This window comes from Herbaspirillum chlorophenolicum (assembly GCF_001189955.1).
GTDB lineage: Bacteria > Pseudomonadota > Gammaproteobacteria > Burkholderiales > Burkholderiaceae_D > Herbaspirillum > Herbaspirillum chlorophenolicum.
The window spans coordinates 1-19,370 of the sequence record NZ_LFLT01000023.1 but is presented as its reverse complement, the minus strand read 5'-3'; the positions used below and the strand labels follow the sequence as shown (position 1 = coordinate 19,370).

The following is a 19,370-nucleotide window of genomic DNA, read 5'->3' as shown; positions in this document are numbered from 1 at the left end:
CATGCAACAGCTAGATGGCTTCCCATGCGACTTCCTTTTATGACGCCGGATTGTATCTCAGGCCCGGCAGGTCTCCACCACACCGGGCCGTTTTTCCATCAGCTCAATGCCGATGGGAACGACAGGCCATAAGGCACAGCCGCATCGCGCAACATCGGCGCAATGGTCGGGTGCAGTGCCACGCCCTCTTTCAGTTGTAGCGCGCGCCGCTGCATGCCGCGGTCGCCCGGCATGCGCACCTGCTCCACGCCGGGACGCGGCGGGTTGCTACGGCAGGACTCGGCAACAAAATCCATCTGCCGCAGGAAATCATCCTTGCCGCCGAAAGCCGACGGGTCGTACAGCGACATGAACACGGTCGCACCCCAGCCCGCCGGCGGATCGGCGCGGCCGAAGCCCGACAGCCCGCCGGTCAGCGCCTCGATCAGCACCGCCAGGCCGAAACCCTTGTGCCCGGCCGACAAGCCGCCCAGCGGCAGGATGGTGCCTGGCGGATCGGCCGCCAGCACGGCCGGGTCGCGGCTGGGATTGCCCTGGCCGTCGATCAGCCATTCCTCTTCGAATTGCTTGCCGGCCTTGTGGAGCCGGTTGCTCATGCCATTGGTGGTGACCGAAGCCGAGATATCGATCAGGAACGGCGTGCCCGAGGTCGGGATACCGGCGGCAATCGGGTTCGGCGTGAACACCGCGCGCGTGCCACCGAACGGCGCCACGCTTTGCACTGCGGGATCAGAGCTGGCCAGAATCATCATGAAGCCCTCCTGCGTGGCGCGCAGCAGGTAGGCCGCCAGGCAGGCAATGTGGTGGCTGTGGTGGATGGTCAGCGAAGCACTGCCATAGTCGCGCGCCTTGGGGATCAGCGCGTCGATGCCCTGGTGCACCAGCCACGGCCCCGGCAGGCGGCGGCCATCCCAGGCCAGCGCGGCGGCGCGTTCGGACAGCACTTCCGGCTGGCCGCTCTTGGCCATCGCGCCTTTTTCCAGCTCCTTCACATACGGCGCCAGCAGCGCCAGGCCGTGGGTATCGTGGCCCAGCAAGTCGCCATCAACCAGCGTCGCGGCGACGCTATCGGCCTTGGGTGTTTCCAGTCCGGCCTTTTGCAGCAGGTCACTGGCGAAGCGCGTCAGTTCGGCAGCGGAAAAACGTTCGGGTGAAGCCATTGAAAACAACCATCCTTTCATTGGGTGAAATAAAGAAACAATATTCAGGTCGCGGCCCATGCTTCTGCATGCTTTGCCTGCGTGGGAATTAATTCCGGATTCCGTCTCTGATGCGCAAGTCCGGTGCCTCGCCGCTTTTTGTCTTGTCTGTTTGGTTATTTCTTGTCGCCGCACTTTGCTGTACGATGATTCGATACGGACAGGTAATGTGGTCAGACCAATTGGATTAGAATTTCATATCCGATAGCGAGTGTCAAGGATGAATCCTGTGCATCAAAACAATTCATCCATCTCGCGCCGCAACAAATTCCGAGGCCGTATCTTGCCTTGCAAAGCCTTATCCAGCCTGCCTTCTGCAGCCATGGCACCGAGCCTGCGATGCTGCACCGGCACAGCGCCGGATACGAACTCCCTCCTTCTTTCAAAATTGCCGTTTCAATTTGGTATTACCACTTGACCAAACAAAGAATGCTGCAATAGACTCGCTGCCAATCGAACAAGTCACGTCGCATGCTGCGGCCATTTGCAACGTCGGGGAGACGGGCACAAGGCAGCAGATGCAGGAACGGGCAACACCATGACCCAGCCGCCGCAGTATCCAATACCGCAGGCAGCAACAGGCAACGGAGACATCTCTTGGCATACGCAGCAATGAGCGCGAACGGCAAGTCACACGGCAGCTGGACCCATGCCGCCGTGGCCGCATTGCCATCTACTACATGCGCCCGGCTCGCGCTGCACCGTGCCTCCTCTTTCGGTTCCCTGCTGGCCTTCCTGCTGATCGACTTTTCCCGCTATTTCTTTGACCAGGGCGACAGTTAATCCTGGCACCCGCAGGACGGCGCATGCACGCTTGCGCCGGAACCACGAAACAGCACCGTATCGCGCCAATGCGCGCACGGCATTTTGATGTTGCACAGGCAGTGTCCGGTTTTACCGGCCGACACGCCCGTCATCGAGGGAATCCCAAATGACTGACACTACAAAGAAACTCACCCGCCGCAGCCAAGCCTGGTTCGGTCGCCAGGACCGCGACGGCTTCATCTACCGCTCCTGGGTCAAGAACCGCGGCATCCCGCACGACCAGTTCGACGGCCGTCCGGTCATCGGCATCTGCAACACCTATTCCGAACTCACCCCCTGCAACTCGCACTTCCGCGCCCTGGCCGAACAGGTCAAGATCGGCATCTGGGAAGCCGGCGGCTTCCCGCTGGAATTCCCGGTGATGTCGCTGGGCGAGACCCTGCTGCGCCCGACCGCCATGCTGTACCGCAACCTGGCCAGCATGGACGTGGAAGAGTCGATCCGCGCCAATCCGCTGGATGGCGTGGTACTGCTGATGGGCTGCGACAAGACCACCCCTGCCCTCCTGATGGGCGCAGCCTCGGTGGACGTGCCGACCATCGGCGTGTCCGGCGGCCCGATGTTGTCCGGCAAATACCGCGGCCGTGAAATCGGTTCGGGCACCGGCGTGTGGCAAATGTCGGAGGATGTGCGCGGCGGCAAGATGACGCAGGAAGAATTCTTCGAAGCCGAGAGCTGCATGCACCGCTCGCACGGCCACTGCATGACCATGGGTACGGCTTCCACCATGGCCAGCATGGTCGAGGCGCTGGGCGTGGGCCTGCCGCACAACGCCGCCATTCCGGCAGTCGATGCGCGCCGCAATGTGCTGGCACGCAATGCCGGCCGCCGCATCGTGGACATGGTCAAGGAAGACCTGGTCTTGTCCAAGATCCTGACCCGCCAGGCTTTTGAAAACGCGATCCGCGTCAATGCCGCCATCGGCGGCTCCACCAACGCGGTGATCCACCTGCTGGCGATCGCCGGCCGCATCGGCATCAAGCTGGACCTGAAGGACTGGGACGACATCGGCCAGAAGCTGCCCTGCCTGCTGGACCTGCAGCCATCGGGCAAATTCCTGATGGAAGACTTCTACTACGCCGGCGGCCTGCCGGCGGTGATCCGCCAACTGGAAAGCGTGATCGACAAGTCCGCGCTGACCGCCAACGGCAACACCCTGTGGGACAACTGCAAGGACGCGCCGAACTGGAACGAGGAAGTGATCCGTTCCTTCGACAAGCCGTTCAAGGAAGCTGCCGGCATCGCCATCCTCAAGGGCAACCTGGCCCCGGACGGCGCCGTGATCAAGCCGTCGGCCGCCACTCCCGCCCTGCTGAAGCACCGCGGCCGCGCCGTGGTGTTCGAGAACAGCGACGACCTGCACAAGCGCATCGACGACGAGAACCTGGATGTGGATGAAACCTGCGTGCTGGTGCTGAAGAACTGCGGCCCCAAGGGTTATCCGGGCATGGCCGAAGCCGGCAACATGCCGCTGCCGCCGAAGGTGCTGCGCAAGGGCATCACCGACATGGTGCGCGTCTCCGACGCCCGCATGAGTGGTACCGCCTATGGCACCGTGGTCCTGCACGTCACACCCGAAGCCGCTGCCGGCGGCCCGCTGGCGCTGGTGCAGAACGGCGACTTCATCGAACTGGATGTGGATGCGCGCAAGCTGCACCTGGACGTGTCGGACGAAGAGCTGGAACGCCGCCGCGCCGCCTGGCAGAAACCTGAAGCGCCGGCCTCGCGCGGCTGGGTCAAGCTGTACGTGGATCACGTACAGCAGGCCAACCTCGGCGCCGATCTCGATTTCCTGGTCGGCAAGAGCGGCGCCTACGTGCCCAAGGATAACCACTAAGCAATCGGCAACACCCGGGCGGCAAGGCAGCCGACTTCAGAATCGCCACCTGCCGCCCGGAACATCAACCCCCTTTGGATAAACGGTTGGCTCGGGAACACCAGAAACAAAAATAGAAATACATCCGGACCGCTGCGTACAGAGCCACAGGCCGACGCAGCAACAAGGAAGCAGCATCAGTAACAGGGAGGCGCGGTACAGCACAAATGGCGGCCGCACCATTCCACGCAGTAATTGCATCAGGTGGACCGAGACAACCATCATGGAGACGAAGCAATGAAAGTACTGATCACCGATTACGATTTCCCCGACGTCGACCTGGAGCTGGCGCTGTACAAGGCTGCCGGCGTCGAAGTGGTGACGGCGCAATGCCGCACCGAGGAGGAAGTCATCGCCGCATCCGAAGGATGCCAGGGCCTCCTGGTGCAATATGCGCCGGTCAACGCCAAGGTATTCGCAGCACGCCCTGAAATCCGCATCGCCAGCCGCTACGGCGCAGGCTTTGACACCATCAACACCGAAGACGCCGCCAGGCATGGCGTGTGGGTCGGCAACTCGCCCGACTACGGCGTGGGCGAAGTCGCCACGCATGCGCTGGCCATGGCGCTGGACCTGATCCGCAACATCACCGTCTACGACCGTGCCGTGAAGGCCGGCGAATGGCACTACACCACCGCCGGCATCATCCCGCGCGCATCCGAAATGACGCTGGGCATCGTCGGCCTGGGCCGCATCGGCAAGCGCATGGCGCATATCAGCCGCAACGTGTTCAAGCGCGTGATTGCTTACGACCCGCATATCATCGACGGCGACTTCCCCGCCTACGTGGAACGCGTGGGCCGCGAGGAGCTGTACAAACAAGCCGATGTGGTCTCGCTGCACACCCCGCTGAACGACGAAACGCGCGGCATGGTCGATGCCTCGGTGCTGAACCTGCTCAAGCCGAACAGCTACCTGGTCAACTCCGCGCGCGGCGGCCTGGTCGACATCGACGACCTGCTGGCAGCGCTCGATTCGAACAAGCTCAAGGGCGCCGCGCTGGACGTGCTGCCGGTGGAACCGCCTGCGACGGCATCGGCTATCGTACAGCACAAGCGTGTGCTATTGTCGCCGCACGCGGCGTTCTACTCCGACGTCGCCGCGCACGAACTGCGCCGCAAGGCAGCCCAGAACCTGATCGACTGGGACCGCACCGGACGGCCATCCTACGTGGTCGTCGAAGGCAAAAAAGACAATAAAAAATAGCAAGAGATAACTCCCGTGCGCCAAGGCGCGCGGGAATCGCCAAAAACGCCGGCGGCCGCAAGCCGCCCGGCAGATGCAGCATCGGGGGCAATCCAGCGCCGTCGATGAAAGTGTAAAGGGGACGACTCAGATCCCCGCATGCCGCCACAGGCAAGATGGCATATCGGCCGGCATCCCCACGAATAGAAAAAAGTCGCCGCAGGCATTCCCGCAAGGACGCCTGCAGCGCCGAAAACGAGGATATACACGAGGAGCAATTGCATGGCATCAGTACAGATTCGCGCTGTCAAGAAACAGTTCGGCAGCACCCAGATCATCCGTGGCGTCGACATCGATATCGAGGACGGTCAGTTCGCCGTCCTGGTCGGCCCTTCCGGCTGCGGCAAGTCCACCCTGCTGCGCATGCTCGCAGGGCTGGAAGAAATCAGCGGCGGCGAAATCCTGATCGGCGGCACGGTAGTCAACAACGTGCAGCCCAAGGATCGCGACATCGCCATGGTGTTCCAGAACTACGCGCTCTATCCGCACATGACAGTCAGGGACAACATGGCGTTCTCGCTGACGCTGGCCAAGAAGGACAAGTCCTTCATCGAGGAGCGCGTCAAGAAAGCCGCCGACATCCTCGGCCTGAACCAGTTGCTCGAACGCTATCCGCGCCAGCTCTCCGGCGGCCAGCGCCAGCGCGTGGCGATGGGCCGCGCCATCGTGCGCGACCCGCAGGTGTTCCTGTTCGACGAACCGCTGTCCAACCTCGATGCCAAGCTGCGCGTGCAGATGCGCACCGAGATCAAGGAACTGCACCAGCGCCTGAAAACCACCTCGGTCTACGTCACCCACGACCAGATCGAGGCGATGACCATGGCCGACCAGATCGTCGTGATGCGCGACGGCCTGGTGGAACAGCGCGGACGCCCGCTGGAACTGTACGACCACCCATCCAACCAGTTCGTGGCCGGCTTCATCGGCTCGCCGGCGATGAACTTCATCCCCGGTACGCTGCGCCTGTCGGCCGACCGCGCCGAGGTTGAATTCGCCGACGGCACCCGCCTGCCGGCGCCCTATGGCCGCCAGCTGCAAGGCAACGACGGCCAGCGCGTGGTCTACGGCGTACGTCCCGAGCACCTCTCCATTGGCGCGGCCGGCGACGGCATTGCCACCAAGGTCATCGTGGTCGAACCGACCGGCGCCGACACCGAGGTCTACAGCCGCTTCTGCGACGCCAGCCTGACTTCGATCTTCCGCGAACGCCACAGCTTCGGCGCCGGCGACACCATCCATCTGGTGCCCGACCATACCCGCACGCACCTGTTCGACGCCGAATCGGGCCAGACGCTGGCGCGGCGCTGACACCGTTCCCACGCCGGCCACCCGATCGTGGCCGGCATTGTATGAGCATTACCGCAGCAACCAAGCAAAGCAGCACACCAGCATCAATCTTTAGCAATCAGTAATCGGCAAGGCAGCATCAGAACAACAATCCGCACCATAGCGGTCCATTCCCATTTCAACCGAAGGAGTAGGAGACATGAGCAAGCTGACAAGACGCGATTTCCTGGTAAGCAGCGCCGCTGCCGCGGCCGCATCGAGCGTGGGCATGAACGCCTTCGCCGCACCTGCAGGAGCGGCTGCGGCCGACAGCATCAAGTACCCGATCGAACAAGGCGCTACCCTGCGCGTCCTGCGCTGGAAACGCTTCGTACAAGGCGACGAAGACCTGTGGAACGCCAACGTCAAGAAATTCACCGAACTGACCGGCATCGCCGTGCGTACCGACAGCGAAGGCTGGGAAGACGTGCGTCCCAAGGCCGCCGTTGCCGCCAACGTGGGCAGCGGTCCGGACATCGTGCTGGGCTGGTTCGACGACCCGCAGCAATACCCGACCAAGCTGGTCGACATGACCGACCTGGCCGAGTCGCTGGGCAAGCGCTACGGCGGCTGGTACGACGTCTGCCGCAAGTACGGCACCAAGGATGGCAAGTGGATCGCCATGCCCCTGGGCGTGATCGGCAACGCGCTGGTCTATCGCGAAAGCCAGATCAAGGCCGCCGGTTTTGACGCCATCCCCAAGGACACCGCCGGGTTCCTGAAGCTGTGCCAGGCCTTGAAGGCCAAGAACACCCCGGTCGGATTCGCGCTGGGCAAGGCGGTGGGCGATGCCAACAACTGGGCGCATTGGCTGCTGTGGTCGCACGGCGGCAAGCTGGTCGACAAGAAGGGCGCGGTCGCCATCAATTCTCCCGAGACCCGTGCTGCACTGGAATACGCCAAGCAGCTGTACGCGACCTTCGTTCCGGGCACGCTGTCGTGGCAGGATCCGTCCAACAACAAGGCTTACCTGGATGGCCAGATCAGCATGACCGCCAATGGCATCTCGGTGTACTACGCGGCCAAGAATTCGACCGAAGCGAAGATGCAGGAGATCGCCAAGGATACCCAGCACGCGCACTTCCCCATCGGCCCTGCCGGCAAGCCGACCGAGCTGATGCAGATCACCCAGATGATGATCTTCAAGCACACCAAGTATCCGAACGCGGCCAAGGCTTTCGTCCAGTTCATGTTCGAGCCGGACCAGTACAACCCATGGATGAAGGCATCCATCGGCTACGTCAGCCAGCCGCTCAAGGCCTACGAGAAGAACCCGATCTGGACCGAAGACCCGAAGGCCACCGTGTACCGCGACTCCGCATCGCTGATGCTGGATCACGGCCACGAAGGTCCGCTGGGCCAGGCGTCGGCGGCTTGCATGGCTGACTATGTGGTGGTGGATATGGTGGCAGAAGCTGCCAGCGGTTCCAAGACCGTCCAGCAGGCCATCGACCGCGCGGCCGATCGCGCCAAGCGCTTCTATAAGGCTTGATGTTTTGCGGCCGGACCGCGGCCGCCGGTATTGGCCGGCGCGCACCGATCCGGCGGCATCGGCGCCGGGTCTGATTGGCGAGTTGTCAGGGCTCGCCGGCACGGCGCCAGTGCCGCCATGGCATTGAAATAAAAACAGGCATTTTCCGCCCGGAGCGATCCGGTGCGGCGACTCAACCGAGGCTTATTATGCTATCCCGTTTCCTGAATAACCGTAACGTACTGGGCATGCTGTTCATGGCCCCGGCCGTGATCCTGCTGGTGGTGTTCCTGACCTACCCGCTGGGGCTGGGCGTCTGGCTCGGCTTCACCGACACCAAGATCGGCGGCGAAGGCAGCTTCATCGGACTGGACAACTACACCTACCTGTTCGGTGATTCGCTGGCCCAGCTATCGCTGTTCAACACGCTGTTCTACACCATCAGCGCCAGCATCCTGAAGTTCGGGCTGGGCCTGTGGCTGGCGATCCTGCTCAACAAGAACGTGCCGCTGAAGACCTTCTTCCGCGCCATCGTCCTGCTGCCCTGGATCGTGCCCACCGCCCTCTCGGCACTGGCCTTCTGGTGGCTGTATGACGCCCAGTTCTCCGTCATCAGCTGGGCCCTGACCAAGATGGGCCTGATCGACCACTACATCGACTTCCTCGGCGATCCTTGGAACGCGCGCTGGTCGACCGTGTTTGCCAACGTCTGGCGCGGCATTCCGTTCGTGGCGATCTCGCTGCTGGCAGGCCTGCAGACCATCTCGCCCTCGCTGTATGAAGCGGCGGCCATCGACGGCGCCAAGCCGTGGCAGCAGTTCCGCTACATCACCCTGCCGCTCCTGACCCCGATCATCGCGGTGGTGATGACATTCTCGGTGCTGTTCACCTTCACCGACTTCCAGCTGATCTACGTGCTGACCCGAGGCGGTCCGCTCAATGCAACCCACCTGATGGCCACGCTCTCGTTCCAGCGTGCGATCCCGGGCGGCGCGCTGGGCGAAGGCGCTGCGCTGGCAACCTACATGATCCCGTTCCTGCTGGCAGCCATCATGTTCTCGTACTTCGGCCTGCAACGTCGCGGCTGGCAACAAGGAGGTGACAAATAATGGCCAAGAAAAAAGACGACCAAATGGAAACCCAGGGCATGGATTTCCTTCAATCCACGCCGCGTCGCTGGGTAACCATCTACCTGCCGCTGATCATCTTCCTGTTCGTGCTGCTGTTTCCGTTCTACTGGATGGTGATCACCGCCTTCAAGCCGGATGCGGAACTGCTGTCGCAAAGCGGCAATCCGTTCTGGGTGATCGCGCCGACGCTAGCCCACTTCAAGAAGCTGCTGTTCGATACCCAGTACCCGGCCTGGCTGCTCAACACCGTGATCGTGTCGGTGGTATCGACCTTCGCCTCGCTGGCGGCCAGCGTGTTCGCCGCTTATGCGATCGAACGCCTGCGCTTCCAGGGCTCCAAGCAAGTCGGCCTGGGCATCTTCCTGGCCTACCTGATTCCGCCGTCGATCCTGTTCATCCCGCTGGCGGCGATCGTGTTCAAGCTGGGCCTGTTCGACACCCGCTGGGCACTGATCCTGACCTACCCGACCTTCCTGATCCCGTTCTGCACGTGGCTCCTGATGGGTTACTTCCGCTCGATCCCCTATGAGCTGGAAGAGTGCGCGCTGATCGACGGCGCCACGCGTTGGGAAATCCTGGTCAAGATCATCCTGCCGCTGGCGGTGCCGGGCCTGATCTCGGCAGGCATCTTCGCCTTCACGCTGTCATGGAACGAGTTCATCTACGCGCTGACCTTCATCTCTTCCTCGGAAGTGAAGACGGTGCCGGTGGGCATCGTCACCGAACTGGTTGACGGCGACGTCTACCACTGGGGGGCGCTGATGGCGGGTGCACTGCTAGGCTCGTTGCCGGTGGCGGTGGTGTACTCGTTCTTTGTGGAGTATTACGTGTCGGGGATGACGGGGGCTGTGAAGGAATAGCGCTCGTCTCTCTTCCCCCGCTCGAACAAAACCCCACGTCCTTGCGGACGTGGGGTTTTGTTTTGGGCGACCGGTATTGTGCGGAGAAAGACCAGTGTTGTTCAGTATCTTCAAGATGTGATCACACGTTTAAACGTTGATCGCTCGGGAAAGACCTGTGAACACCAGGGTTCGCAGGAAAGTCGCGTTACCAGCTTTACGGGGATCGTTGGAAGTCTCCTCAGTTGTACCCCGGCAGACCATCCCCCACCACCACAACCTGCTGGGGAAAGATGCCCTGTTCACCACGCCAACCTCGCTCATGCTCGACGTCCGCCTCACGCCGCTGGAACACAATAGCTGACAAGTTCTACGCATGCTTCACTCTGCGGAGGGTATCGGACCGCTGACGAATCTGGGGCAGTTGCGCCGCTATCTCACATCTACCCTTCTGGGACAGCGGGCTGAATACGAGACCGCCTGGTGCGTCCTCATCGTGCTTCGGCTGACCGGCTGTAAGTTATGGCTGCCTATCTCAGAAGATAAACAGCCTGGCATCCGCTACTTCACCACTTCCATCAATTTACCGAAGCTGTCCACTACATCGTATTTGACGTTCTCCGGCGCATAGCGCCGATTCATCTCGTCAAAAAACTTGCGTGCACACTTGATCTTGTTTTTTTCGATCTCGCGCAGCTCCATGGATGACATGGTGCCTTTGGTTTCGGCGACAAAGTAGATGTGCTTGACGCTTCCTTCCTTGAAGGCGATGGCCCAATCGGGGTTGTAGTCCCCTACCGGAGTGGGAATCAAAAATCCACGGGGTAGTTTGGCGTAGACCACGACCTCATTGGCCGTATCCAGCTCTTTCACGAATTCCCGCTCTACCTTTGAGTCCGTCAGTACATAGTCATAGATATGCCGCTGGAGCTTATCACCGGCCTTGCTGAAGTCCTGCTTCGTCTGGCCAGACGTGAAAATATCGAGGGCGAACTTGTCCTCCACGGGATCGTAGGCCAGATGTTCGATGATGACCGTGGCTTTCTGTTCATTGATAAGGCGCGTAGCTTCGGCAATGAAGCTTTCCGGATTGGTCTTGAACTGGGCGAAAACAGCGACGTTGATCCCCTTCAAGATTTCCACCACCGTCCGTCGCGTGAGTTGCGTGCCTTCAGCCAGCTTGCCGATCAGATCATACTTGACTGCTGAGTGGATCGACTGCTTGTGATACTCGGTTTCCGTTTCGGAAACCTTGAACCCATCTCCTCGCTTGAGCGCATCCTCAGTCACCTGGTCGGTCTGCTCACCCACCTGAATGGTGTATTGCAGCGGAGTTACCCGCAAACCATCGTTCTTGTCATTGAGCGCAGCCACTGCCTTAGCCGTAAGTTCATCCGAATCGAACTCGACACTGTAGGCTGCCTTGCGGTTGATGCGCTGCCACAATGCCTTGAACTCCTGTTTCTCGAAGTTAGAGTTGAGTGGATTTTTTTTCGGCTTACGGTCATCATCGATGTCCGGCAACTGGCTGGCGCTGAACACGCCGTCGATAAGCTGGAACACCTGCTCTGCATGTGGCTTCAATTCTTCAGGCAAGTCAGCCAGGGTTCCGGCTTTCTTGGCCTCGTGATAGGCCTCAGTAATCCGATCCGCGTCATCGGTGTAGTCGTTCTTAACCAGATAGCGATAGATTTGTTTTGCCATCTGCGGCGTAATCGGGACGTCACCGCTGGCCGTATGCAGTACCTTGCCAGAAAAGTATTCCTCATTCGCCAGCCGCGGCCGCGCAGACAACGAATCGCTGATGTCCTTTTGCAGCGCCGCAACGAAATCCTTATAACTTTCACTGGCGACTACAGTCAGCACGTTCACGTCGTGAACGATGGCGGGGTGATCCATCCGATCGCCCTGCTGGTTGACCGATAGACGCAGGCCACGTCCAACTTCCTGCCGTCGCGAAATGGTGTTGTCGCTATGCTTGAGTGCGCAAATGACAAATACATTCGGGTTGTCCCAGCCCTCGCGCAGCGCCGAGTGCGAAAAGATGAAACGCACCGGTTCGTTCAGTGACAGCAAACGCTCCTTGTCCTTGAGGATCAAATCGTAGGCATCCACGTCATCGGAAAGCCCGGCGTTCTCGCCGCGCGCGGCAACCGTGGGGTCGGCCAGCCGCTTGGTCTTCTTGTCAATGGAAAAGTAGCCACTGTGGGTTTTATCCACCGGGATGCTCTTCAGGTACTTGACGTAGGCAGTCTCGTCCAGATCAAGCATCTCGTTGAGATACAGGTTGTATTCCTCCTCGAAAACATGGGCGTACTCGCCCTTTTCATCGGACACGGAATAATCCCGGTACTTGGACACCTCATCGATGAAGAACAGGGTCAATACCTTCACACCTTGCTGAAACAGCGCCTGCTCCTTGTCGAAGTGAGCCTTGATTGCATCACGAACCTGGATGCGGCGCAGTGCCGTTTCGGTCACATCACCCGTGGCGTCGCCCACCGTCAGCTCCATGCCGTTGGTGAAGCTTAGCGTGTCAGTGTTGGCATTGATGTCGGAGACGACAAAGCCGTCGCGGTACTGATCCAGCCCGTTAGAGAGGTCAAAAAGATTAGCTCCTTTGCCAAGCTTGCGAACGACGCGTTTGATTTTTCTGTCCGCCTGCTTCTGCTCAAACTCCACCCGCGCCTCGGGCGGCTTCTTGCTAGAAATTTCGATCGATTGCAGATAAAGGTAACCCGCCGCACCCGCCAAGCCCTTCACCGATATGCCGCGCACGGCGATCTTCTTCACCAGTTTCTGGTTATAGGCGTCCAGCGCGTCCAGACGATGGACCTTGTTGTGCATGGTCTTATGGGTGGCCGAATAGCGCAACACCATCAACGGCTTGAAGTTGACCAGCGAATCCAAGGTCTTGCCGCCTTCCATCTTCTGTGGCTCATCCAGAATCAGGATTGGGCGGTTGACACTGATGACGTCAATGGGCCTGCGCGACTGGAAGTCGTCCAACTCCTCGTAGATGCGACGGTTGTCTTTGCCGGCGGCATTGAATGCCTGCACGTTGATGACCATCACATTGATGCCAGCGTCCGAGGAAAAACTCTCCAGGTGATGCAACTGCTTGGAGTTGTAAATGAAAAAGCGGGCCTTCTTTTGGTAGCTCTGCAGAAAATGCTCGGCCGTGATTTCCAGCGACTTGGCCACGCCTTCGCGGATGGCAATGCTTGGTACCACGATGATGAACTTGCTCCAACCGTACAGCTTGTTCAGTTCAAAGATGGTCTTGATGTAGCAATAGGTCTTGCCCGTGCCAGTTTCCATCTCCACGTCCAGATTCACACGGGCGATCTTGGTCTTTGCCAGTGCATCGGAGATGGGCAGATTCTGCTGACGCTGCACCTGCTGGATGTTGTCGAGCAAGGTCGTATCCGACAACACCAAGTCGGCATTCTTGAAGCCGGCCTCAGAGAACAGGCTGTCCATCCCAGCCTTGGCCTTGCCGGGATCAATACGGTAGCTGATCGCCTCGCTAAACACGGACGGCTGCCCCTTGAAGCAATCCACCACGGCCTGCACGGCGACGGTCTGATAGGCCTGTGTCTTGAATTTCAATTTCATCGCATCGGCCTCAAATACTCTTCACTTCGGTAACGGGCGAAAGCAACTTGAAGATCTGTTCCACATTAATCTTGACCGCGCTGTCCTTGAATCCGGCATCGCGGAACACCACACGCAGCGGCTTGTGCGTGGCCAGCTCCTTGACGAAGGTTTCATCGATGCCGCCATGAGCGTCAAAGCAGGCAACAAGATCATAAGGTGGCGTATTAACGAAAAAAACCTCCTTTCCCTGAATCGTTTTCTTCTCGATGGACAGGGTAAGATCAATGCCCCAGTCCAGCATCACTTGGAATAGCAGGTCTTCCGCCGTGCGGTCGGGTTTGATGTTGTCCACGAACAAGTCGAGATTGGCCTTGTCCAGCGAGTCGGGAGCGTAATAAACGTCGACCATGTTCGATGTATCTATCTTAAGGATGCGGAAGCCGACATCCCTACTCCATTTGGAGTGCTGCTCAGACGCTAATATTTGTTTCCCCGCAAGGCGAATGCGCTCCATTCCGACAGCGGCAATGCTCCTGTAGCCAGCCTTGTAAGCCTCACTCTCAGCCTCCACAACCTCGGGGAGTTGGACCAGAATGAAGCGCCGATCACGGCCATCCGCCGCATTCAACTCCAACGTCGCTGCAGCCGTCGTACTCGATCCGGCGAAGAAGTCCAGAATGATACCTTCATCGCAAGAAAGTTGAATGAGAGTCTGAATCAGTCCAACAGGCTTTGGAGTGTCAAACACAGACCGCCCTGCAAACAGTTCTTTCAGAAGATTCTTCGCACTCTCGTTCGTACCAACCTCTTCTGCAAAAAGAATGCTCTCTGGAGTAAGTCCTCTCTCCTTTGCTTCAAGGTACGTTTTAATCCGAGGAACACCATTCCCATCCTTGCCAAACCAAATCTTTCCGTCAGCGATCTCCTTCTTCATCACCTTCTCGGTGTAGAGCCAACAGCGTCCACTTTCGAGTTCATGCTTCTTCCCATTGGGTGCCGTCAAAATGTAGAACTGCTCCTTGGTTCCATGTCCAGCTTGTGCATGCGCCGGGTCTGACTTCCAGAGTCCACGAGGGTCGTTATCTGGATTCTTGTAATTCGCCAATGCCTTTGCAGACATTGGAAGTTGTTTGAGAGCACGCCCCCCCGGCTCCTGCTCCCTTGAGTAGCACACAACGTAATCGTGGCGCGATGAAACGACCTTCCGGTTCTCCCTATTGGTTCGCTTCTCCCAGATGAAATTAGCAACAAAATTTGTCTCGCCGAAAATCTCGTCGCAAATTCGAATGAGATTTGCAATTTCGTTGTCGTCCGCCGATATGAAGATCACCCCATCGTCGGATAGTAGAGTTCTCGCCAATTTGATACGAGGGTAAAGCATCGAAAGCCAGTCCGAATGAAAGCGGCCATTAGTCACGGTATTGGCGACTAGCCGATTACCTTCCTCATCCATCTGATTGGAACGACGCAGATATTCATCCGTGCCCTCAGCAAAGTCATCCTCATAGATGAAATCGTTTCCCGTGTTGTATGGTGGATCGATATAGATCATTTTCACCTTGCCCATATACGTCTCCTGCAATAGCTTCAACGCATCCAGGTTGTCACCTTCGATGAACAAGTTCTTCGTCGTATCGAAGTCCACGCTCTCTTCGCGGCAAGGTCGCAACGTCTTGGCAATCGGCGCATTGACCGCCAGCAGCGCCTCGAGCTAACCGGGCCAGTTCAGGTGGTAGCGTTCCTGTGGCCCTTCCACAATAGCGTCGGACAGCTCCTGCCGAAGCTGGTCAAAATCCACCGCCAGTTTCATGTTGCCGTCCTCGCCCCGAGCCTCCGTCACGCAACCAGGAAACATCTCGCGAATGCGGGCGATGTTGTCTTCTGTCAGGTTGGGGGAATGCATCTTCAATTTATCCATATTCAATTCTCGATTCGCTCTGCAGCTTTGGCATAGCGAGTAAATTTCTGTTTTATTGCAACAATGATTGGAATGGCTCGGTTCATGCTGCGTCAGAGCCGCTCTGATTCTTTAGTTCAGCAAACTTCGCCGCCATCGTTGGGTTACCCCGAGCCAACTTCTTGATCGTCAGATCCTCGGTCTTATCATTCGCGAGCCGCAGGTTTTCGCCGATTTGTAGAGCGCATTCTTTCTCTGTCAGAGAGCCAGACTTGCCATTGAAGAACCAGTCGAGCGCGCGAAGCGCGGTGGACTTTCCTGCCCCGTTCGGCCCGATGAAAGTCGTGACGAAGTCGAAGGGAATCGTCACGTCTTTCAACGTGCGAAAGTTCTTGATGCGGGTAGATTGGAGCTTCATTTCGGTTTCAACTCCTTGAACCTGTCATCTGTTTTTTGAGTCCATCCAGCTCTGTTTTCAGCTTCCGCAGTTCGGCATTGATCTCAACCTTGCGATTGAACTGTTTTTCCTTCGCCAGCCGAGCTGTGATCTTGTCCAACTCACGCTGCTTGATCTGGGTCTGCTCTACGCGGAGCACCAAATCAGCCAAGGACTCCTGCGGCCACACCTGCAATGGGATAAGACGAGACAACAGTTGCTCGTACAGCCCCCCCATGTGCAAGGCCACTGGCATGGCCACACGTTCGCAGCCAGCAGGCAACCAGTCTGTCGCAAAGTAGTCGGAAAGCACCCAGCGTCTGGCGTCAGTCTCATTGGGTCGCTTGTAGGCAGCGACCACCTTGATTCGACCCTCATAGGTCAGCTCAAACACGATGGGAAACGAGATCGCTCCGTCGATGCAAAGCAGCACATCGCGATGCAATTCCGGTGTCTTGAGCTGGAGACTGAAAACCTGAATTTCGGGCACGCCTGCCCGAGCGGGGAGATTCAGCGTTTCTGGGGCCAACTTGTATGCCCAAACAATCTGCTCCACCTGTTTGACAAACAGGTCTTTCAATCGAGCATTGGCCCCGCTGTGTTCGTACACTTTACTCTTGGACAACGTGCGCCCAAAGGCGGCCTGCACGGGGTAGCCAATAAGAGCTGAATGCCGCGACGTATGATTGACTTGACTCATCCGCCCTCCTGTATCACCAAAAAGGCAATCAGTTCGAAGTCGTCCAGCCCGGAGATGATACCCGTAAGCGCCGTGGTCTTGCCACCAGTGAATAGGCTGTCGAGGTCTTTTTCTTCCTTTACCTCGATCATCGATCGAATGGCCTGATTTAACAGATCGGAGTACGGCTGCATATTGCGGCCGTCCGCTGTGGCTTTATTGAACTGTTGGCAGACATCCACAATCGGTTCTGCTTGCCCCTTGCAGCACGAACGCGTCAGATCGAGCAGGCGCTTGACCTCGGTATAGTCGTGGATCACCTGGCCTTCCTGACTGATGTAGATCAGGTAGTACGGGTGCAGCCGGTTGTGTTGAGGCAAGTGTGCGGGCGGGTTCACGCCCGAGTTGCGATTGCGCAGGGTAAAGATGACACCAGGCGCAAGGCCCAGATCAGAGTTGGCCTGAACGACGGCATGCAGGCCGCTGGGTGACCTATGCAGTTCGCCATGGGTCTTGACGTAGTCCAGCAAGTCCATGCGGAAGTCGTTCAAGCCCAGGTCAGTGATGGAAACGCCTGTCTTCAGGTCTTCCAACTCGATGACTTCTTCCTGTAAGCGGCGCAGTTGCTCCTTGCGGTACGCCATGTCGTTGGCCTGCGCGGAAATCACGTTGTCGTCGCCGGTGGCGGTGACGTCCACGATCATCATCCGGTTTTCGACACGCTCCTTGAGATTGATGTATTCGTCCAGCGAAATATCGGGCCAGTAGTTCACCAACTGAATGCTGCTATTGGGCGAACCGATGCGATCCACGCGTCCGAAGCGCTGGATGATGCGTACAGGATTCCAGTGGATGTCGTAGTTGATGAGGTAGTCGCAATCCTGAAGGTTCTGGCCCTCGGAAATGCAGTCGGTGCCGATGAGCAGGTCGATTTCCGCCGGCTCGTTGGGCAGCACGATGACTTTTTCCTTCGAGCGCGGCGAGAACAGCGTCAGCAGTTCCTGGAAGTCATATGCTTTGGGCAACGTGGACTTGGGCCGGTCGCTGCCTGTAACCTTGCCGGAATGCAGTTGCTGGTGAGCCAGCAGGTCGGGCGCTAGATTAGCGTAGAGATAGTCCGCCGTATCGGCAAAGGCGGTGAAGATCAGCACCTTCTTGTTGCCAGGATTGATCGGATTGGTGATCTTTCCCAAAACAAGTGCCTTAAGATGCTGAAGCTTGGCGTCGTCAGCGGGAGTAATCTTCGCCATCGAAGCCAGCAGCGCGTCTATGTTGGTGAGATCGACCTTGAGGTCGTGCTCCCATGACGGCAAGTCCATATCGGACAAGCTGATCTTTACCTTACCCCCGACATCGTCGCCCTCATCCAGCCCTTCAAACGGATCATCTTCTTCTGCATCAAGGCTTTCCAGCACTTCGGTCAGATCGCCCACGCTGGCAGCGTTGCCGGTCTGGTTGAAAGCCGCAATCTTCACCAACGTGTTCTGGTGATTGGCCTGCAGGGATTGCAGCGTGAGACGAAATGACTGGACGGAGCTTTCCAGACGTTTGAGCAGATTGGTCGTCATCAGCGCCTGCAAACTCTTTTCGCGGTCAACTTGCTTGAATTTTCCAGCACCACCTGGAACCTGCGTGTCGTACATCTCTTCGTATTTCTTCAGCCGGCTCGGCAGGATGTAGCTGATCGGGGCATAGACAGCGAGTTTGAGCCTAGACAGGTGCTCGAAAATCTCGTTGAAGCCCATCACGTCCGAGCGTGGGGTCAGCGCGCAATGGAATGACAAGGGCTTGCGACGCTCGGGAAAATGGCCGATGTCTTTGGTGTCGTAGAAGGTCTGGATATGCTTGCGCGAGCGTGCGATGGTGACGCTATCCAGCAGCTCGAAGAAGTCAAAGTCCAGTGCATCAAGGATTGCTCGAGGCGTGCGCTCCTCTGGTGAGAGCCTGGACCAGGCATTGAAGGCAGTCTGCGCGTTGCGAAAGACTTCCTCCACCGACTTGCTGGTGCGCAGCTTCTTGCTGAGGCTCTCGGAATCTCCCTCATAGGCCAACGCGAGCTGATTCCGCAAATCGGTGAAGCGGTTGTTCACTGGCGTGGCCGAGAGCATCAGCACCTTGGTCTTCACACCTTCGCGGATGACCTTATTCATCAGCTTCTGGTAGCGGGTCTCCCGATCCTTGAAGGCGTCGTTGTTACGGAAGTTGTGCGACTCGTCGATGACGACGAGGTCGTAGTTGCCCCAGTTGATGCGGTTAAGTGGTGTACCAAAGGATTCGCCGCTGGTGCGACTCAGGTCGGTGTGGCACAGCACGTCATAGCCGAAACGGTCGCGAGCAAAGATGTTGGTCTTGAGATTACGGTTGTAGTTGAGCCAGTTGTCCGCCAGCTTCTTCGGGCACAGCACCAGGACGGACTTGTTCCGTAGCTCGTAATACTTCACTACGGCCAGCGCGGTGAAGGTCTTTCCCAAGCCGACGCTGTCTGCTAGGATGCAACCGTTATAGGTTTCCAGCTTGTTGATGATGCCGGTTGCCGCATCCCTCTGGTAGTTGAATAGCTTATTCCAGATCAGGGTGTCCTGATAGCCGGTGCGGTCATTGGGCAACACGTCTTCGTCAATGTCGTCCAGAAACTCGTTGAAGATGTTGTAGAGCATCAGGAAGTAGATACTTTCGGGCGAATTTTCCTGATAGACGGACGCGATGTGCTCACAGATTTGAGCGGTCACATCCTCCAGTTTTTCGGGGGCGTTCCAGATTTGATCGAACAGGCTGAGGTAGGTATTCGCAAAAGGGGCCTCGACCTTGTTAACCAAATTGGAAACGGCATTGCCCTGGCTATACCCC

At 58.3% G+C, this 19,370-nt stretch carries 14 protein-coding genes and 1 pseudogene; 8 read left to right on the top strand and 7 right to left on the bottom strand.

Features of this window, described 5'->3' with window-relative positions; all coding sequences use genetic code 11:
* Positions 1-98 precede the first annotated feature (98 nt).
* Complete coding sequence (locus AKL28_RS14635) at positions 99-1,160, bottom strand: Ldh family oxidoreductase (RefSeq protein ID WP_050468902.1); 1,062 nt, start codon at positions 1,158-1,160, stop codon at positions 99-101.
* Between the two features lie 636 nt (positions 1,161-1,796).
* Here AKL28_RS14635 and AKL28_RS24500 point away from each other — a divergent pair.
* From AKL28_RS24500 to AKL28_RS25305, 8 genes are all read left to right on the top strand, one after another.
* Positions 1,797-1,982, top strand: a complete 186-nt coding sequence (locus tag AKL28_RS24500) for a hypothetical protein (RefSeq protein WP_156226355.1) — start codon at positions 1,797-1,799, stop codon at positions 1,980-1,982.
* Positions 1,983-2,130: 148 nt separating this feature from the next.
* The gene (locus AKL28_RS14630; protein ID WP_050468901.1) at positions 2,131-3,861 is read left to right on the top strand and encodes an IlvD/Edd family dehydratase; all 1,731 of its coding nucleotides are present in this window, start codon (positions 2,131-2,133) and stop codon (positions 3,859-3,861) included.
* A 276-nt stretch (positions 3,862-4,137) separates the two neighbouring features.
* Positions 4,138-5,106 carry a C-terminal binding protein gene (locus AKL28_RS14625; RefSeq protein ID WP_050468900.1) on the top strand — a complete coding sequence of 323 codons (969 nt, stop codon included), beginning with the start codon at positions 4,138-4,140 and terminating at the stop codon, positions 5,104-5,106.
* 261 nt (positions 5,107-5,367) lie between these two features.
* Positions 5,368-6,453, top strand: coding sequence for an ABC transporter ATP-binding protein (locus tag AKL28_RS14620; RefSeq protein ID WP_050468899.1), 1,086 nt, complete (start codon positions 5,368-5,370; stop codon positions 6,451-6,453).
* A 178-nt stretch (positions 6,454-6,631) separates the two neighbouring features.
* On the top strand, positions 6,632-7,963 hold the full coding sequence (locus tag AKL28_RS14615) for an ABC transporter substrate-binding protein (protein ID WP_050468898.1): 1,332 nt from the start codon (positions 6,632-6,634) through the stop codon (positions 7,961-7,963).
* Between the two features lie 188 nt (positions 7,964-8,151).
* Positions 8,152-9,051, top strand: a complete 900-nt coding sequence (locus tag AKL28_RS14610) for a carbohydrate ABC transporter permease (protein ID WP_050468897.1) — start codon at positions 8,152-8,154, stop codon at positions 9,049-9,051.
* Positions 9,051-9,932 carry a carbohydrate ABC transporter permease gene (locus tag AKL28_RS14605; RefSeq protein WP_050468896.1) on the top strand — a complete coding sequence of 294 codons (882 nt, stop codon included), beginning with the start codon at positions 9,051-9,053 and terminating at the stop codon, positions 9,930-9,932. Before AKL28_RS14610 ends, AKL28_RS14605 begins: the two co-directional genes overlap by 1 nt.
* A 208-nt stretch (positions 9,933-10,140) precedes the next feature.
* On the top strand, positions 10,141-10,275 hold the full coding sequence (locus AKL28_RS25305; protein ID WP_269432192.1) for a hypothetical protein: 135 nt from the start codon (positions 10,141-10,143) through the stop codon (positions 10,273-10,275).
* 197 nt (positions 10,276-10,472) lie between these two features.
* Here the strand turns inward: AKL28_RS25305 and AKL28_RS14600 are convergent, their stop codons facing one another.
* From AKL28_RS14600 to AKL28_RS14580, 6 genes and pseudogenes are all read right to left on the bottom strand, one after another.
* The gene (locus AKL28_RS14600) at positions 10,473-13,529 is read right to left on the bottom strand and encodes a type III restriction-modification system endonuclease (protein WP_050468895.1); all 3,057 of its coding nucleotides are present in this window, start codon (positions 13,527-13,529) and stop codon (positions 10,473-10,475) included.
* Positions 13,530-13,539: 10 nt separating this feature from the next.
* Entirely contained in the window at positions 13,540-15,156 is a 1,617-nt protein-coding gene (locus tag AKL28_RS14595) for a site-specific DNA-methyltransferase (RefSeq protein WP_231602445.1), read from the bottom strand.
* Positions 15,157-15,222: 66 nt separating this feature from the next.
* Positions 15,223-15,429, bottom strand: coding sequence for a hypothetical protein (locus AKL28_RS25060; protein WP_231602444.1), 207 nt, complete (start codon positions 15,427-15,429; stop codon positions 15,223-15,225).
* 91 nt (positions 15,430-15,520) lie between these two features.
* Positions 15,521-15,826 (bottom strand): annotated as a pseudogene (locus tag AKL28_RS14590) (AAA family ATPase); the annotation flags it as partial.
* Between the two features lie 7 nt (positions 15,827-15,833).
* Positions 15,834-16,544, bottom strand: a complete 711-nt coding sequence (locus tag AKL28_RS14585) for a DUF4391 domain-containing protein (protein WP_050468893.1) — start codon at positions 16,542-16,544, stop codon at positions 15,834-15,836.
* Positions 16,541-19,370: DEAD/DEAH box helicase (locus AKL28_RS14580; protein ID WP_050468892.1), on the bottom strand; the 2,830-nt coding region annotated here is incomplete at its 5' end. The genes AKL28_RS14580 and AKL28_RS14585, both read right to left, overlap by 4 nt.

Coding starts and splice junctions, on each gene's coding strand:
- AKL28_RS14615 (WP_050468898.1), top strand. CDS start 6,632: ATGAGCAAGCTGACAAGACGCGATTTCCTGGTAAGCAGCGCCGCTGCC.
- AKL28_RS14605 (WP_050468896.1), top strand. CDS start 9,051: ATGGCCAAGAAAAAAGACGACCAAATGGAAACCCAGGGCATGGATTTC.
- AKL28_RS14585 (WP_050468893.1), bottom strand. CDS start 16,544: ATGAGTCAAGTCAATCATACGTCGCGGCATTCAGCTCTTATTGGCTAC.
- AKL28_RS25060 (WP_231602444.1), bottom strand. CDS start 15,429: ATGGATAAATTGAAGATGCATTCCCCCAACCTGACAGAAGACAACATC.
- AKL28_RS14600 (WP_050468895.1), bottom strand. CDS start 13,529: ATGAAATTGAAATTCAAGACACAGGCCTATCAGACCGTCGCCGTGCAG.
- AKL28_RS14630 (WP_050468901.1), top strand. CDS start 2,131: ATGACTGACACTACAAAGAAACTCACCCGCCGCAGCCAAGCCTGGTTC.
- AKL28_RS14635 (WP_050468902.1), bottom strand. CDS start 1,160: ATGGCTTCACCCGAACGTTTTTCCGCTGCCGAACTGACGCGCTTCGCC.
- AKL28_RS14610 (WP_050468897.1), top strand. CDS start 8,152: ATGCTATCCCGTTTCCTGAATAACCGTAACGTACTGGGCATGCTGTTC.
- AKL28_RS14625 (WP_050468900.1), top strand. CDS start 4,138: ATGAAAGTACTGATCACCGATTACGATTTCCCCGACGTCGACCTGGAG.
- AKL28_RS14620 (WP_050468899.1), top strand. CDS start 5,368: ATGGCATCAGTACAGATTCGCGCTGTCAAGAAACAGTTCGGCAGCACC.